Source organism: bacterium (assembly GCA_035308905.1).
Classification (GTDB): domain Bacteria; phylum Sysuimicrobiota; class Sysuimicrobiia; order Sysuimicrobiales; family Segetimicrobiaceae; genus DASSJF01.
Map to the genome: position 1 here is coordinate 1 of DATGFS010000046.1, position 16,845 is coordinate 16,845.

The following is a 16,845-nucleotide window of genomic DNA, read 5'->3' on the forward strand; positions in this document are numbered from 1 at the left end:
AGTGGCGGGTCGGGGTGGTGTACCGGTTCGCGCCCGGGGCCTCGCTCTACACCCGCGTGGAGAATCAGCGGATCAACGGGATCTCGCAGTACACGTTGTACCGGTCGGAGATTAACTACAACTTCTAAATCTCCGGATCCGCGCACCGCTCCGTGGTGGCCTCCCGGACAACCGGGGGGCCACCCGGTTTTCTCCGGGGAGATCGCGCGGATGATGAAAAATGGTTACACGCGCCCGTTGCAATGGACTATACTTGTAGCCGGTAGTTTTTCGGAGGTGCAGATGATGCGGGGGCAGACCGTCAGGGCCGTCATCTTCGTCGCCATACTCTCGCTCCTCGCCGCGGACATCTCGGTCGGGTGCGGCGCCAACGCCTATGTGTACGGGCCGGTGGAACAGAAGTACACAAAGACCCCGGATGAGTTCGACGGACAGATCATGGTAGACGGTCAGACCTATTTGGTTCCGGGGTCGTTCTTTGCGAAAGTCTCGGTGGGCGACACCGTGAGGTACAACGGCCATGTGTGGTCGATCGTCAAGTACGCCGACGGTCGTCCGGTTCCGGCGCAGTCGACGCCCTAGCCCGGGAGGCTCTCGGCCGTGCGGCGCCGCTCGACGGTGAGATCCCGCGTCGCCGTGGCTGTGGCGGCGCTCCTGCCGGCGCTGGCGCCGTGGGCGCCGCCCGCGGTCGCGGCGGGCCACACCGTGGCGGTGGCGCTTTTCTACGCCCCGACGCCCGTCACCGAGTACTCGGGGTTGATCCCGGGGGAGTACGCCAGCGAAGACATGTCTGCGAAGCTGGTCGCCGCGTCCGCCGGCCGGTTCTCAGTCGTGCCGCGCGGGCAGGTCAGGACGCAGGAAGGCGGCCTGCGGTGGCGTGAGTGGGACGCGCTGCGGTTCGCGCGGTTGAGCGAACTCGGCCGCGCCGCGGGCGCGGACCGCGTGGTGGTGGGATGGATCGAATCGCTGGTGCTGGACCGGTTCGGCGGGGGCGGCAACAACTTCGACTTCGGCGGCGAAGGCGGAGGCGTTCTGGCCGGTCTCGCCGTTGTCACGGCGCAGGTGTTTGACGTTTCGCAGGGACGCATCGTCTATCAAACCAAGGTTGCCGGGCATTCGTTCGGCACGCTGCCCATGCTGGCCGTCCAGAACGCGCTCGACGACGCGGTGCGGCGCGCGGCCGCCGGGATTCCCGATTCTCTGACCGCAGAACCGGGCGCGCCGTAGCACAGACGCGCGCCGGCGCGTGCTCCGGCCGGCAGCCTAGACGCCGGCGATCTGCCGGATGATTTCCTCCGCCGCGCGCCGTGGATCGCCGGCCTTCGTGACGGCGCGCCCCACCACCAGCATGTCGGCGCCCGCCGCGACCGCGGCCGCCGGCGTGTCGGTGCGCCGTTGATCGTCGCGATCGACGCCCTCGGGCCGGATGCCCGGGCACACGATGAGGAACTCCGGACCGCACGCCGACCGCACCGCCGCCGCATCGAGGGGCGAGGCGACGACCCCGTCCAGTCCGCCTACTCGCGCGAGCCGCGCGAGCCGCAGCGTTTCCGCCGCGGGAGAGTCGGCGATGCCGATCTCGGCGAGCGCCGCGTCGTTGCCGCTCGTGAGCAGCGTGACCCCGATTACCTTCATGCGCGCGGCGTTCGCCGCGCGGTGCGCCTCGCGGGCGGCCCCGGCCGCGGCCTCGATCATGGCGCGGCCGCCGAGCGCGTGCACGTTGCACAGCGAGACGCCGAGCCGGGAGGCGGCCGCGACGCCGGCGGCGACCGTCGATGGAATGTCGTGAAACTTGAGGTCGAGGAAAACTTCGCCGCGCCGGCGGATCGCCGCGACGGCGGTCGGCCCCGCCGTGGTGAAGAGGTGCGGGCCGATCTTGAACCACCGCACCGCGCCGGCGAGGCGGTCCGCGAGCGCTTCGGCTTCGGCGAGCGAGGGCGCGTCGAGCGCCACGATCAGACGATCACGCGGATCCGCGGCATTTCCCATCGATCCCTCCCGGAGATCGTTAATGGGTTTGTCGTGCCGTGGTTATTATACGCGGTCGATCACGTGACCCGCATGCGGGGTCGGTTGACACCCGCGAACGTACGTCCTATAATCCAGTAAATTATCCGGAGCCCCCGCTCCGCGAGACTTGCCGGCGGAACGCGCCGGCGTCGCCCTACGCGGGTTCCGGCGCCGCAGGGGAGGGCCCACGCCGCGTGGGGTTGCTGGACGACGTCGCCGAGGTGTTGATTCGCGAGGATGAACTCGCGGATCGCATCGCGGACCTCGGACGGCAGATCAGCAGAGATTACGACGGCAAGACCCCGCTGTTCGTCGGCATCCTGAAGGGTTCGTCGCTGTTCCTGTCCGATCTGCTCCGCCAGGTCTCGATCCCCTGCATGCTCGACTTCATCGCCACGAGCGCGTACGGGACCGGCACCGAGAACTCCGGCATCGTCCGCATTCTCAAAGATCTCGATCAGACGATCGAGGGACGGCACGTCGTGATCGTGGATGACATCATCGACACCGGCTTCACGATGGACTACTTGCTCGAGACACTGAAGGCGCGGTATCCGGCGAGCCTCCGCGTGTGCGCGTTGCTCGACAAGACGACGCGCCGCCGCCGCCACGTGCCGATCGACTACCGCGGCTTTGAGATCCCCGACAAATTCGTGGTCGGATACGGGCTCGACTACGCGGGCATCTACCGGAATCTCCCGTTTATCTGTGTTCTGAAGCCGGAGGTCTACACGTGAACCGCCGACGGCCCCGCCCCGCGGGGGCGCCCGAGTCTCCAGGAGGGTGTACGCATGGAGTTCATCGGTAAGGGCCGCGCCGCCCGCCGCACGTACGGGTTCGAGGAGATCGCGCTCGTCCCGGCGTCGGCAACCGTGGATCCGGAAGACGTCGACACGTCGTGGCAGGTCGCGGGACGAAGCTTCGCGCTGCCCGTCATCGCGGCCGCGATGGACAGCGTCGTCGACGTCGGCATGGCCGCCGCGCTCTCGAAGCTCGGCGCGATGGCCGTCCTCAACCTCGAAGGCATCCAGACCCGCTACGCCAATCCGCGCGAGGTGCTGGACCGGCTCGCCGCGGCGACGCCGGACCGCGTCGTGGCGGTGATGCAGGAAGTCTACCGCGAGCCGATCAAGGACGACCTCGTCGGGCGCCGCGTCTCCGAGATCCGCTCGGGCGGGGGCGTGCCGGTCGTCTCCACGACGCCGGCCGGCGCCGGGCGCCTCGCCCCCGTCGCGGCGGAGGCGGGTGCCGAGATTCTGCTCGTGCAGTCCACCGTCATCACCGAACAGCACCGCAGCGAACGGGGCCGCGCCCTGTCGCTGCGGGAGCTCGTCGCCCACACCAAGATCCCGGTCATGGCCGGCAACTGCGTCTCCTACGAGGCGGCGCTGCAGCTCTTCGAGTCCGGCGTGTCCGCGGTCTTCGTCGGGGTCGGGCCCGGCGCCGCGTGCACCAGCCGGAAGGTGCTCGGCGTCGGGGTGCCCCAGGCGACGGCGATCATGGACGTGGCCGCCGCGCGGGCGGAGTTCGCGCGCCGGACGGGGCGGCACGTGCCGATCGTCGCCGACGGCGGGATCTCGGTCGGCGGCGAGATCGCCAAGTCGATCGCATGCGGCGCGGATGCGGTGATGCTCGGCTCGCTCTTCGCGCGCGCCGAAGAAGCTCCCGGGCGCGGCTTCCACTGGGGGATGGCGACGCCGCACGCCGCGCTGCCGCGGGGCACGCGAATCGCCGTCGGCAGCACGGGCACCCTGCGCGACATCCTGTTCGGACCGGCCCGGGTCGACGACGGCTCGCAAAACCTGATCGAGGCGCTCCGCACCGCGATGGGCATGTGCGGCGCGCGCTCCGTCCGGCAGATGCAGCAGGCCGAGGTGATCATCGCCCCCGCGCTCGTCACGGAGGGCAAGACCATGCAGATCGCGCAGCGGGTGGGGCAGGGCCGGTGACGGCCGCTTCAATTTCACCACAGATCGGCGCGGATGCGGCGGTCCGGGAGCGCGAGACCCGCGCGCACGTTCCGTCCACGGACGATCTCGTCGTCGTCCTCGACTTTGGGGCGCAGTACAGCCAGTTGATCGCCCGGCGCGTCCGCGAGCTTCGCGTCTACAGCCTGATCCTGCCGTACGACACCCCGCTCGCCGATCTGCTCGCGCTCCGCCCGAAGGGCCTGATCCTCTCGGGGGGTCCCAACAGCGTGTACGATCGCGGGGCGCCGCACTGCGACCCCGGGCTCTTCACCGCGGGCATCCCGATTCTCGGCATCTGCTACGGCATGCAGCTGATGGCGCACGTGCTGGGCGGTCACACCGGTCCCGCCGCGCGCCGCGAGTACGGCCGGACGCGCCTCTTCGTCGACGAGTCGCCGGACGCGCTGTTCGGCGGTCTCGAGCGCCGGCTGATCGGCTGGATGAGCCACGGCGACACCGTCTCGCGCCTGCCCGAGGGCTTCGAGACGCTCGCGCACTCCGACCACACGCCCTACGCCGCGATCGCGCACCGGCCCCACCGGCTGTATGGCCTGCAGTTCCACCCGGAGGTCTCGCACACGCCGTGGGGCACGGAGGTGCTGCGCAACTTCCTCTACACCGTGTGCGGCTGCTCCCCGTCGTGGGAGATGGCGTCGTTTATCGACCGCTCCGTCGACGAGATCCGCGCGCAGGTGGGCACGGGCCGCGCGATCTGCGCGCTGAGCGGCGGGGTCGACTCTTCCGCGGCGGCCGCGTTGGTGTACCGGGCGATCGGCGACCGGCTGAGGTGCGTGTTCGTGGACCACGGGCTGCTCCGCCAGGGCGAGTCCGAGGGCGTCGTCTCGGTGTTCCGCGACCACTTCGGGATGCCGCTCCTGCACGTCGACGCCCGCCGCCGCTTCCTCGCGCGCCTCGAGGGCGTGATCGATCCGGAGCAAAAGCGGATCCTGATCGGCCGCGAGTTCATCACGGTCTTCGCGGAAGAGGCGGCGCGCTTCGACCGGCCGGAGTACCTCGTGCAGGGCACGCTCTATCCCGACGTCATCGAAAGCGGCACGCGCACGGCGGCGCGTATCAAGACGCACCACAACGTCGGCGGCCTGCCGGACGTGATGCCGTTCCGCCTGATCGAGCCGTTCAGGACGCTGTTCAAAGACGAGGTCCGCGTGGTCGCCCGAACGCTCGGCCTGCCCGACGAGATGGTCGGCCGGCATCCGTTCCCGGGGCCGGGGCTCGCGATCCGGGTGCTCGGGGAAGTGACCGACGAGCGGCTCGAGACGCTGCGCGCGGCCGATGCGATCGTTCGCGAAGAGCTCCGCCGCGCCGGTGTGACCCGCGAGGTCTGGCAGGCGTTCGCGGTGCTCCTGCCCGTGCACACGGTCGGCGTCGCCGGCGACGCGCGCACGTACGGACACGTCGTCGCGATCCGCGTCGTGACGAGCGAGGACGGTATGACCGCCGACTGGGCGCGGCTGCCCGCGGATCTGCTCGAGGCGATGAGCAACCGGATCACCGGCGAGGTTCCCGGGATCAGCCGCGTGGTCTACGACGTGACGAGCAAGCCGCCGGCAACCATTGAGTGGGAGTAGCGCAGACGACTGCGCCACCCAGCCGGCCCTCCTCTCGAAGTTCGATAGAGTGTAGGATAGTAGAGTAGAAAACCAGCTGCTCCATCCAGCGACAGGCGCCTCAGGTGTAGCCGTGCCCGAACCAAAATCCACAATGGAAACCCTGCTCAACGATCGCCAGCTCGAGGCGGTCCGCCACGGCGACGGCCCGCTGCTGGTGCTCGCCGGCGCGGGATCGGGGAAGACCCGCGTCCTCACCTACCGCATCGCCTCGCTGATCCAAGAGCGCGGCGTTCCGGCGTCCGCGATCCTCGCGGTGACGTTTACGAACAAGGCCGCGGGCGAGATGCGCGAGCGCCTCACCGCGCTGCTCGGTCAAAAAATCGCGCGGGCGCTGTGGATCGGGACCTTTCACGCGACGTGCAGCCGCATGCTTCGCGTCTCCGGGGCGCCGGCCGGCGTCGATCCGCGTTTCATCATTTACGACAGCGACGACCAGCGCACGCTGATGCGCGAGACGCTCCGCGCGCTGGACCTCGACGACCGCCGGTTTCCCCCGGCCGCGGTGCTCGCCGAAATCAGCCGCGCGAAGAACGAACTGGTGGACCACGTCGCGTACGCCGCCCGCGCGGAGACGGCCCGCGAGTCGATGCTCGCCCAGATTTACGCGGCCTACCAGCGGCGGCTCGACGACGCGCGGGCGCTCGACTTCGACGACCTGCTGCTGCGGACGGTGCAGCTGCTGCGGGCCTCGCCCGAGGCGCTCGCGCGGTACCAGGACCGGTTCCGGCACATTCTCGTCGACGAGTATCAGGACACGAACCATGCGCAGTACACGCTGATCGGGTTCCTCGCGCGGCGCCACCGCAATCTCTGCGTCGTCGGGGACGACGATCAGGCGATCTACCGATGGCGGGGGGCCGACGTCCGCAACATCCTCGAGTTCGAGCGCGACTACCCGGAGGCGCGGATCGTCGCGCTCGAGCAGAACTACCGCTCGACGCGGCGCATCCTCGCGGTCGCGGGCGGCGTGATCCACAACAATCCGCACCGGCACCCGAAGGCCCTGTGGACGGCCAACCCCGACGGCGCGCCGGTCACCTTGTACGAGGCGTTCGACGGCTACGAGGAGGCGCGGTATGCCGGCGACCAGATCCGCGCGCACCAGGCCGCGGGCGGCCGGTTCGGCGAGGTCGCGGTGCTCTACCGCACCCACGCGCAGTCCCGGCAGTTCGAGGAGATGTTCCTCCGTCTCGGCATTTCGTACCAGATCGTCGGCGGCCTTCGCTTCTACGAGCGCGCGGAGGTCAAGGACCTGCTGGCCTACCTTCGTCTTGCCTTCAACCCCGCGGACGAGGCGGGCCTGCGGCGCGTCGTCAACGTCCCACGGCGCGGCATCGGCGACACCACCATCCGGCGGCTGGACGCCCACGCACGCGAGTCGGGCGCCACGTTGTGGGAGGCGGTGCGCAGCGCCGTTCGCGGAGGCGCCGCGGGCGCCGGACCGTCGCCGGCCGCCCCGGCCGGGGTCCCGGGGATCGGCGGCGCGATCCGGACGGGCCTGACCGAGTTCGTCGATCTCGTGGAAGACCTCGGCGTGTTTGCCGCGGATCATTCCGCGCGCGACGTCCTGCTGCGCGCGCTCGACCGGACGGGGTACCGCCGCATGCTCGAGGCCGAAGGGACCGACGAAGCCTACGCGCGCCTCGAGAACCTCGAGGAGCTGGCCGCGGTCGCGCAGGAAGTCGAGGCGATGAGCGGGGAGGGGACGCTCGAGGCGTTTCTCCAGCACCTCGCGCTGCAGACGGACGTCGACTCCCTCGAGGAGCGTCCCGACCGAGTAACGCTCATGACGCTGCACAGCGCGAAGGGCCTCGAGTTCCCGGTGGTTGTCCTGGCCGGCCTCGAGGAGGGGCTGTTTCCGCACATGCGCGCGCTGGAGGAAGAGGTCGATCTTGCCGAGGAGCGCCGGCTCTGTTACGTTGGGATGACCCGCGCGCGGCACCGCCTCCTGCTTACCTACGCCCGCCAGCGCACGTCGTACGGCACGACGCGGCCGAGCCTGCCGTCGCGGTTCCTCGCGGAGATCCCGCCCGACGCCGTCGAGCGCGCGGCGACGCCCCGGACCGGGACCGGCGACTGGCCGGCGGAAGATCAGCGTCCCGTGCCCGAGGTCGCCGTCGGCGACGCCGTCCGGCACAAGACGTTCGGCGCGGGGCGCGTACTCGAGGTGGACGGGGAGGGGCCGCGCGCGATCATCACCGTCCGGTTCGACGGCCCGGCAGGGACCAAGCGACTCGCGCTCGGCTACGCGCCGCTCGAGGTTGGTTGACGGGCAGGGGGCGCAGGCCGCTCCGCGCGAATAACTTACCGGCAGCCTCCGAGCCCGCCGGTAGACCCGTTCCTTCCGCCTAAAAAGAGGAAATGTATCCTAGAGAGCCGCTTGCGAAGGAACGCCCGCTGAAGCGGAGTTGATCGTGCAGGGCGATATGCAGGGAGGTCCCACTGTGCGATTTGTTGCCGTGTCCTTGATCCTCGTTGCAACGCTGTTGATGCCGCCGGCGTTGAGTTCATGGTTGCCGGGCGCCGGTCGGCCGGCGTGGGGCGCCTCCGCGCCGTCCCATCATCCGGTCCTCCCGGGCCTGCCGAACCCGAAGGTCATGGTCGGCGATCCGGGACGATTCGGCGGCGAGTTTCTCGACTCGCAGGTCAGCGATCCGCGGACGTTCAACCCCATCCTTGCGCAGGAGACCTCGTCGACGGGGCCGCTCGGCACCCTCTTCGACGGGCTGGTCGAGGACAACGGCGAGACGACGGAGACGGAGCCGGCGCTCGCGGAATCGTGGAAGACGAGTCCGGACGGCAAGACGTGGACCTTCGTGCTGCGGCAGGGCCTGCAGTGGGACGACGGCCAGCCGCTCACCGCGGACGATGTCGTCTTCACCTTCGGCGTCATCTTCGACAAGAACATTCCGAACAGCCTCGCCGACGTGCTGAGCGTCGCCGGGAAGCCGGTGGAGGCGACGAAGGTCGACGCGCGGACCGTGGCGTTCCACACCGCAGAGCCGTTCGGCCCGTTCCTCCGCACGATCGGGGTCTCGATCCTCCCGCGCCACAAGCTCGAGGCCCCCTACAAAGCGGGGAAATTCCGGCAGACCTGGGGGGTCAACACGCCGCCGAGCGAGCTGGTCGGCTCCGGCCCCTACATCATGACGGAATACCGGCCGGCGGAACGCGTCCGCTACGTTCGCAACCCGCACTACTGGAAGGTCGACGGGCAGGGGCACCGGCTGCCCTACATCGACCGCGTCGTCCTGCGCATCGTACCCAGCCAGGAGGCGCTGCGGCTGCTCTTCCAGGGCAAGCAGACCGACAGCTACGGCCTGCGGCCCAAGGAGTACGCCGCCTTCAAGCGGGACGAAAAGGCCGGCAACTACACGGTCTTCGACGGCGGCCCGACGTTCGGCACCGAATTCCTGGTGTTCAACCAAAACCCGCGCAGCGGCATGCCGGACTACAAGACCAAGTGGTTCCAGAATCAGAAGTTCCGCCAGGCCGTGTCCTACGCCACCGACCGGCAGGCGATCATCAACCAGGTGTACGCCGGCCACGCTGTCGTCCAGTACGGTCCGGAGAGTCCGGCGGACAAGTTCTTCTTCAACCCGCACGTGATGCAGTATCCGTACGATCTGACGAAGGCGGCGCAGGTCCTGGCCGAGGGCGGTTTCAAAAAGGGCCCGGACGGGATGCTGCGGGACGGCGACGGGCACCCGGTGGAGTTCGTGATCAGCACGAACTCGGACAACCAGGACCGGGTGGCGATCGCGAACATCATGCGGCAGGACCTGTCGCAGCTCGGCATGCGGGTCACCCTGGTGCCGGAAGCGTTCAACACGCTGGTCAACAAGCTGGTGGAGTCGTTCAAGTGGGAGACGATGGTGCTCGGCCTCACCGGCGGCATCGAGCCGCACAACGGACAGAACGTCTGGCGCTCCTCCGGCAGCCTCCACATGTGGAACCCGAAGGAGGCGAAGCCGGTCACGCCGTGGGAGGCGCAGATCGACCGCTACTTCAACCTGGGCGCGACCACCGTGGATCAGAATCGCCGCCGCGAGTACTACTACCAGTACCAGGTGATCGTGGCCGAACAGGTGCCGGTCGTGTACACGGCGATTCCGAACGCCTACGTCGCCGTCCGGAACAAGTTCGGCAACATCCACTTCACCGCGTTCGGCGGTCCGTTCTGGAACTTCCCGGTGGTCTTCATCAAGCCGTAGCGCGGACGGCCCGGCCGGGTGCCGGCCGGGCGTGGAGACGACACTCGTGCCGATAACCCGGGCTGCAGGCTGATGGTTCGCTACATTCTGCGCCGCCTGCTGCTGCTCGGCCCGCTGCTGTTCGGCATTACGCTGGTGAGCTGGGCCGCCATTCAGCTCGTGCCGGGATCCGGCAATTACTTTCAGGCGCTCGTGCTGCAGTACCCGCAGATCAGCCCGCAGACGATCGCGGCGCTCAAAGCGCAGTTCGGGATGGACCAGCCGCCCTGGATCCAGTACTTCCGGTGGCTGTGGAGCATCCTGCACCTCGACTTCGGCCTGTCCTTCGCCTACAACGTCCCGGTCACGTGGCTGATCGGCAGCCGCGCGCTGAACACCCTGCTGCTGTCGCTGAGCTCGCTGGTCGTGGCCTGGTCGGTGGCGCTGCCGCTCGGAATCTATTCCGCCGTGCACCAGTACTCCGCGATGGACGGCGTCCTCAACACCGCAGCGTTCGTGGCGATCTCCATTCCCTCGTTCTTCAGCGCTCTGCTGCTGCTCTACGCGGCCTACTGGAGCCACCTGCTGCCGCTGCAGGGCCTGACGAGCGTCGACTTCGACACATACCCGTGGTGGGGCAAGGCCCTCGACGTCGCGCGGCACCTCGTCCTGCCGACGATCGCGCTCGGGCTCTTCTCGGTCGGGGGCCTGATGCGGTACATGCGCAACAACCTGCTCGAGGTGCTGCGGTCGGACTACGTCAAGACCGCGCGGGCGAAGGGGCTCGCCGAGCGGCGGGTGATCTACCGGCACGCCGTGCGCAACGCCATCAATCCGCTCATCACGTTCTTCGGCTTCGAGCTCGGCGGACTGCTCAGCGGCGCCGCCTTCGTCGAAAACATCATGGGGTATCCGGGGCTCGGCCGGCTGATCCTCGAGGCGCTGCTCAAGAAGGACGTCTTCGTGGTGATGGCGAGCTTGCTGTTCGGCAGCGTGATGCTGATCCTCGGCAACCTGACGGCCGACATCATGTTGGCCTACGTCGACCCGCGCATCCGCTATGACTAGCACGGCGCACGAGGTCGCCGCCTCACGGGTCGCCGCGCAGCGGCGGGCCGAGGCCGCGCGGGCCCGCAGCCCGTGGCAGCTCGCCTGGCGGCAGCTCCGGCGGTACCGCCTCGCCGTGGCGGGCGGCGCCACGCTGATCGTGCTCTACACCGCGATGATCCTGGCCGAGGTGCTCGCGCCGTACGGACTGGACCAGAGCGATCGCACGCTGTTCTACGCGCCGCCGACGGGGATCCACTGGATCGACGCGCGCGGGCGCATCCACCTGCGCCCGTTCGTCTACGCGTACCGCGTCGTGGACGTCTCGATCCCGCAGTACGCCCCGGACACGTCGCGCACGTACGACGTGCGGTTCCTCGTCCACGGCTCGCCGTATCGCTGGCTCGGGCTCGTGCCCGGCGACCTTCATTTCATCGGCGTCGATCCGCCGGCGCGCCTGTTCCTGCTCGGGACGGACCAGTTCGGGCGCGACATGCTGTCCCGGCTGCTCTACGGCAGCCGCGTGTCGCTCATGCTGGGCATCCTCGTCGTCGTGATCAGCTTCCCGATCGGCATGGTGCTGGGCGGCATCGCAGGGTACTACGGCGGCCTCGTCGACAACGCGATGATGCGGGCCGTCGAGGTGCTCGCGTCGTTTCCGCAATTCTATTTGATCCTCGCGCTGACGTCGGTGCTGCCGCCGACGCTCACCAGTCCGCAGCGCATCGTGCTGCTCTCGGGCGTGTTCAGCCTGACCGGCTGGGGCGGGCTCGCCCGGGTGATCCGCGGAATCGTCCTCGGGCTGCGCGAGCTCGAGTTCGTGCTGGCCGCGCGGGCGGCCGGCCTCAAGGACTTCCGCGTGATCGTGCGGCATGTGCTGCCGAGCACGTCCTCGTACATCATCGTGGCAGCGACCCTGACCATTCCGGGCGTCATCCTCGGCGAGAGCGGGCTGTCGTACCTCGGGATCGGCGTCCAGGAGCCGAGCACCAGCTGGGGTCTGCAGCTCGCGCAGGCGCAGAGCATCGAAGTGTTCACGCAGTTCCCGTGGCTGCTCGTGCCCGGCGCGGCGATCGTGCTGGCGATTCTCGCCTTCAACTTCCTGGGCGACGGCATCCGCGACGCGCTGGACCCCCGCCAGCGCTCGACGTAGAATGGGGGGCATGACGCCAACCACTCCCCCGCAGGCACGGCAGGGCGGGCCGGGCGCCCGGGCGGCGCGGCGCCCCGCGGCGCGGGACGCCGGCCGCCGGCCCGGCCGAGGTCCGCACCGCCCCCGGCGGCCATCCCCCCTCCTCCGGACGATCTGGATCGGGATTGCGGCGGCCGCGCTGATCGTCGGCGGGGTGTTCTTGTATGGAAGGATCGCCCAGGTGCAGCGGGGGGCCGTCCTGCCCGATATTCCGCAGGGGGTGCAGCGGGACCCGGCCACCCGGGTCCGCGGCGCCGTGATCAGCATCTCCGGCGACGCGAGCCATCCGGTCGCCACGTACGATCCGGCCTCGGGCACGGTCACGGTGCGCTTCCAGTCCCGGTACTACGATCCCGCGCACACCTCGGCGCTCAACCGCCAGTACCTCGCCACGGAGGGCCGGCTGATCGTTCAGCTGGCCCTCTATAACGACTCGTCCGCCGCGCAGGTGGTCGCCGAGCTGTACCACGGGCGGCAGCGCCTCGCGAGCGTGACGGGATCGCCGGGCCAGGACTACGCCGCCTATACCGTCCAGTACGCGCCGGGCCTGCCCAAGTAAACCGGCCGGCCGAAGGGAACCGCGCCGCCGGTGGATGAGTAAAGGAATTAGGTACACGTTGTGGAATCCCGAGACCACCGCGCCGGTGTACCAGCCGGCGCCAGCGACGCCGCCGGCCGAACCAGGCTATGTCGTAGTCGGCGCTCCGCGCGGGCGCGCATGTGCGTGAGCCCGCGGGGCGGTTGACCGGCGCAAACGGCGGCAAGTCCAGGGGGGCGACGCGTGGCTGACGCACTGCTGTCGGTGCGCAACCTGAAGACCTACTTCTATACCGACGAGGGCGTCGTGCGCGCGGTCGACGGCCTCTCGTACGACCTCCAGCGGGGCGAAGTGCTGGGGGTCGTAGGCGAGTCGGGATGCGGGAAGAGCGTGCACGCGCTCTCGCTCATGCGGCTCATCCCGATGCCGCCCGGCAAGATCGTCGACGGCGAGATCCGGTTCGAGGGCCGCGACCTCCTCAAGCTCTCCGACGAGGAGATGCGGAAGATCCGCGGCAACCGTATGGCGATGATCTTCCAGGAACCGATGACCTCCCTCAATCCCGTCCTCACGATCGGCGAGCAGATCGCCGAGGCCATCATCCTCCACCAGCGGCTCGACAAGCGAGCGGCCTGGGACCGCGCCGCCGAAATGCTGGACCGCGTCAAGATCCCGCTGGCCAAGCAGCGGGTCAAGGACTACCCGCATCAGTTCTCGGGCGGCATGCGGCAGCGCGTGATGATCGCGATGGCGCTGTCCTGCAACCCGTCGATCCTCATCGCCGACGAGCCGACCACGGCGCTCGACGTCACGATCCAGGCGCAGATCCTCGACCTGATGCGGGGACTGCAGCGCGAGTTCGGGATGTCCATCATCTTCATTACCCACAACCTCGGCGTCGTCGCCGAGATGTGCGACAACGTCGTCGTGATGTACGCCGGCCGGCCGATCGAGCACACCGACGTGCGCAGCACCTTCCGCGAGCCCAAGCACCCGTACACCTGGGGCCTGCTGCACTCCGTGCCGAAGCTCTACCTTCGGCAGGAGCGGCTGATTCCGATCGAGGGCCAGCCGCCGAGCCTCATCGATCTCCCGCCGGGCTGTGCGTTCGCGCCGCGGTGCCCGTTCGTGATGGACGTGTGCGTCCAGGCCGACCCGCCGGACTACAACGTCGGTCCCGGTCACACCGCAAAGTGCTACCTTTATTCGGATAAGGCCACGGAGAAGGACCGGCAGGCGGCGGAGAAGGCCGGCCTGGCCGCATCGACACGCAGCGGAACGGTCTAGGAGGAACCATGGCGACGAGCGGGGCGAAGACCGGCGAGATTCTCCTCGAGGTAAAGAACCTCGTCAAGCACTATCCCGTCACCAAGGGCTTCATCTTCCAGCGGCAGGTCGGCGCGGTCAAGGCCGTCGACGGTCTGGACTTCTTCATCCGCAGAGGCGAGACGCTCGGGCTCGTCGGCGAGTCCGGCTGCGGCAAGACGACGACCGGCCGCGTAATCCTCCGGCTGCAGGAGCCGACCTCGGGCGAAGCGCTGTTCGAGGGCCGGGACATCTTCAAGCTGCACAAGGAAGAGCTGCGGCGGATGCGCCGCGACATGCAGATCATCTTCCAGGACCCGTACTCGTCGCTCAACCCTCGCATGACCGTCGGGGACATCATCGGCGAGCCGCTCGAGATCCACAACCTCGCCCGCGGCCGCGACAAGATCCGCCGCGTCCAGGAGCTGCTCGAGGTCGTCGGCCTGTCCCCCTATCACGCGAACCGCTACCCGCACGAGTTCAGCGGCGGCCAGCGCCAGCGCATCGGCATCGCGCGCGCCCTCGCCGTCAACCCCAAGCTCATCATCGCGGACGAGCCGGTCTCGGCGCTCGACGTCAGCATCCAGGCGCAGGTGCTCAACCTCCTGGAGTCGCTGCAGAGGGAGTTCGGGCTCACGTACCTGTTCATCGGGCACGACCTCTCGGTCGTCAAGCATATCAGCGACCGCATCGCGGTCATGTACCTCGGCAAGATCGTGGAGATGGCCCCGGCGGACGAATTGTTCGCGAACCCGCAGCACCCGTACACCGAGGCGCTGTTGTCGGCGGTGCCCATTCCCAATCCGGAGATGCGCCGCGAGCGGATCATCCTGCCCGGGGACGTGCCGAGCCCGATCAACCCGCCGGCCGGCTGCCGGTTCCACACCCGGTGCCTGTACGCGCAGCCGAGCTGCCGGGTCGATCCGCCGGCGTTCGAGGACATCGGCGGCGGGCGCGATCACTTCGTGGCCTGTCCGCCCCGGCCGTTCAAGAGCCAGCGCAGCAAAGTGGCCGTGGTCGCCACGCCGGGTCCGGCCGTGAGTCCGGTGGCGACGGGCCAGACACAGCAGGCCAACCCATAGCGCCGGTCCGCCGCGCGCACGGCCGCCGCCGTAAAGCCTGCGCGGAAGAACGGCAAGGCAGATCGATCGTGGCTCGGAAATCCGAAGGAGGCGGTGCGGCAGTGAAGGTCCGCGGAATCGCGCTCGTACTCGCGCTGATGGTCGGCGTGCTTGCGCTCGGGACGGGCGCCCGGGGGGCGGGAGCGCCGGTCAAGAACCCCGATACGTTCGTCAAGCTGACGGCAGGCGACCCGGAGAGCCTTGATCCGGCCTACCAGTACGATACGACGAGCTACGAGATTGTATATCCCAATACCTACGAGACCTTGATTGAGTACGACGGCAGCGTGCTCTCGCGGTATCAGCCGATCCTGGCAACCACGGTCCCGAGCCTCGCGAACGGCCTGATCAGCAAAGACGGCCTCACGTATACCTTCCCGATCCGCAAGGGCGTCAAGTTCCACGACGGTTCCACGATGACGCCCGAGGACGTGCGGTACTCCATGCTGCGATTCATGCTGCAGGACCGTGACGGCGGGCCCTCGTGGCTGCTGCTGACGCCGCTGCTCGGGCGGGACAGCACGCGCGACAAGGACAAGATCGCGGTCAACTTCGCGGACGCCGCGAAGACGGTCACGGTGCAGGGCGACAACGTCGTGTTCCACCTGGCCCATCCCTACGGCGCATTCCTCAGCATCGTCGCGGCGTGGTCCTTCGTGATGCCCAAGGCCTGGGCCGCGGCCCACGGCGACTGGGACGGCCAGGCCGGGACGTGGCAGAAGTTCAACAACCCGAAATTGCAGGACCGCTACGCCTTCGATCACATCGACGGGACCGGCCCGTTCAAGCTCCAGCAGTGGGACCGGCAGGCCAAACAGGTCATTCTTGTCCGCCACGACCAGTACTGGCGCAAGCCGGCTCGCCTGGCGCGGGTCGTCATCAAGACCGTCAACGAGTTCACGACCCGGCGCCTGCAGCTCCAGCAGGGCGACGCGGATTTGATCCAGGTGGACCGGCCCGATCAAAGCAAGGTCGAGGGGATGGCCGGCGTCACGATCCGCGACGGCTTCCCGCAGCTGGTGGTCCAGGTGCTGCACTTCAACTTCAAGATCGACGCGACAGGCAACCCGGACGTCGGCAGCGGCAAGCTGGACGGCAACGGCATCCCGCCGGATTTCTTCACCGACGTCCACGTCCGCCGCGGGTTCGCCTACGCCTTCGACTACGCGGCCTTCATCCGCGACGGTTACAAGGGCAAGGCGGAGCAGCCGAACGGCCCGATCATCAACGGGCTGCTCGGCTATGATCCGACCGCGCCGAAGTACACGCACGATCCCGCCAAAGCGACCGCGGAATTCAAGGAAGCCTGGGGCGGGAAGCTGTGGGACACCGGGTTCAAGTTTACGACCACCTACAACACCGGGAACGTCGTCCGGCAGGTCGGCGCGCAGATCCTGAAGGATTCGATCGAGTCGCTGAACCCCAAGTTTAAGGTCGACATCCGGAACCTGCAGTGGTCGTCCTTCCTCCAGAACACCAACGCGCACAAGGGCACGTTCTACGCCCTCGGCTGGGCGGTGGACTATCCCGATCCGGACGACTTCGCGCAGCCGTTCCTCGGGAGCAACGGCGACTACCCGAAACGCAACTCCTACAGCAACCCGCAGGCCGACGCGCTGATCAAGCAGGCCGCCGAGACGACGGACCCCGCGAAGCGCACGGCGATGTACCGGCAGTTGACGAAGATCGCGTACAACGACGTGCCGGGGTTGTACGTGGCGCAGCCGGTGGGATTTTTCGTGATGCGGTCGTGGGTACGCGGCTGGTACTACAACGCGGTGCTCGGCGGAGTCGACTATTATCCGATCTCGAAAGAGTAGCCGCGCAAGAGGGGAGTT

At 68.6% G+C, this 16,845-nt stretch carries 14 protein-coding genes; 13 read left to right on the forward strand and 1 reads right to left on the reverse strand.

Features of this window, described 5'->3' with window-relative positions; translation table 11 throughout:
- Nucleotides 1-282 precede the first annotated feature (282 nt).
- Together VKT83_13940 and VKT83_13945 are read left to right on the forward strand one after the other, a co-directional pair.
- The gene (locus tag VKT83_13940; GenBank protein ID HLY23560.1) at nt 283-582 is read left to right on the forward strand and encodes a hypothetical protein; all 300 of its coding nucleotides are present in this window, start codon (nt 283-285) and stop codon (nt 580-582) included.
- Between the two features lie 18 nt (nt 583-600).
- Nucleotides 601-1,227, forward strand: a complete 627-nt coding sequence (locus VKT83_13945; protein ID HLY23561.1) for a hypothetical protein — start codon at nt 601-603, stop codon at nt 1,225-1,227.
- A gap of 36 nt (nt 1,228-1,263) precedes the next feature.
- On the opposite strand, the gene pyrF is transcribed toward VKT83_13945, so the two are convergent.
- On the reverse strand, nt 1,264-1,989 hold the full coding sequence (gene pyrF / locus VKT83_13950; GenBank protein ID HLY23562.1) for an orotidine-5'-phosphate decarboxylase: 726 nt from the start codon (nt 1,987-1,989) through the stop codon (nt 1,264-1,266).
- A 221-nt stretch (nt 1,990-2,210) separates the two neighbouring features.
- Here pyrF and hpt point away from each other — a divergent pair, with 221 nt between their 5' ends.
- The 11 genes from hpt (at nt 2,211) to VKT83_14005 (ending at nt 16,827) form a co-directional block, all read left to right on the forward strand.
- The gene (gene hpt, locus VKT83_13955) at nt 2,211-2,747 is read left to right on the forward strand and encodes a hypoxanthine phosphoribosyltransferase (GenBank protein HLY23563.1); all 537 of its coding nucleotides are present in this window, start codon (nt 2,211-2,213) and stop codon (nt 2,745-2,747) included.
- 54 nt (nt 2,748-2,801) lie between these two features.
- Nucleotides 2,802-3,959, forward strand: a complete 1,158-nt coding sequence (locus tag VKT83_13960; GenBank protein ID HLY23564.1) for a GuaB3 family IMP dehydrogenase-related protein — start codon at nt 2,802-2,804, stop codon at nt 3,957-3,959.
- Nucleotides 3,956-5,569, forward strand: a complete 1,614-nt coding sequence (guaA, locus tag VKT83_13965) for a glutamine-hydrolyzing GMP synthase (GenBank protein HLY23565.1) — start codon at nt 3,956-3,958, stop codon at nt 5,567-5,569. Before VKT83_13960 ends, guaA begins: the two co-directional genes overlap by 4 nt.
- Nucleotides 5,570-5,702: 133 nt before the next feature.
- Nucleotides 5,703-7,880, forward strand: a complete 2,178-nt coding sequence (locus tag VKT83_13970) for a UvrD-helicase domain-containing protein (GenBank protein HLY23566.1) — start codon at nt 5,703-5,705, stop codon at nt 7,878-7,880.
- Nucleotides 7,881-8,055: 175 nt separating this feature from the next.
- Nucleotides 8,056-9,825, forward strand: a complete 1,770-nt coding sequence (locus VKT83_13975) for an ABC transporter substrate-binding protein (GenBank protein HLY23567.1) — start codon at nt 8,056-8,058, stop codon at nt 9,823-9,825.
- A gap of 72 nt (nt 9,826-9,897) precedes the next feature.
- A complete protein-coding gene (locus VKT83_13980; protein ID HLY23568.1) occupies nt 9,898-10,872 on the forward strand; it encodes an ABC transporter permease in 975 nt (324 codons plus the stop codon).
- Nucleotides 10,865-12,004: an ABC transporter permease gene (locus tag VKT83_13985; protein ID HLY23569.1), complete on the forward strand. Its 1,140-nt coding sequence runs from the start codon at nt 10,865-10,867 to the stop codon at nt 12,002-12,004. Before VKT83_13980 ends, VKT83_13985 begins: the two co-directional genes overlap by 8 nt.
- 10 nt (nt 12,005-12,014) lie before the next feature.
- Nucleotides 12,015-12,602: a hypothetical protein gene (locus tag VKT83_13990; GenBank protein ID HLY23570.1), complete on the forward strand. Its 588-nt coding sequence runs from the start codon at nt 12,015-12,017 to the stop codon at nt 12,600-12,602.
- Nucleotides 12,603-12,824: 222 nt separating this feature from the next.
- The gene (locus VKT83_13995; GenBank protein HLY23571.1) at nt 12,825-13,868 is read left to right on the forward strand and encodes an ABC transporter ATP-binding protein; all 1,044 of its coding nucleotides are present in this window, start codon (nt 12,825-12,827) and stop codon (nt 13,866-13,868) included.
- 8 nt (nt 13,869-13,876) lie between these two features.
- Complete coding sequence (locus VKT83_14000) at nt 13,877-14,968, forward strand: dipeptide ABC transporter ATP-binding protein (GenBank protein HLY23572.1); 1,092 nt, start codon at nt 13,877-13,879, stop codon at nt 14,966-14,968.
- Between the two features lie 101 nt (nt 14,969-15,069).
- Nucleotides 15,070-16,827, forward strand: a complete 1,758-nt coding sequence (locus tag VKT83_14005) for an ABC transporter substrate-binding protein (protein HLY23573.1) — start codon at nt 15,070-15,072, stop codon at nt 16,825-16,827.
- Nucleotides 16,828-16,845: the final 18 nt, after the last annotated feature.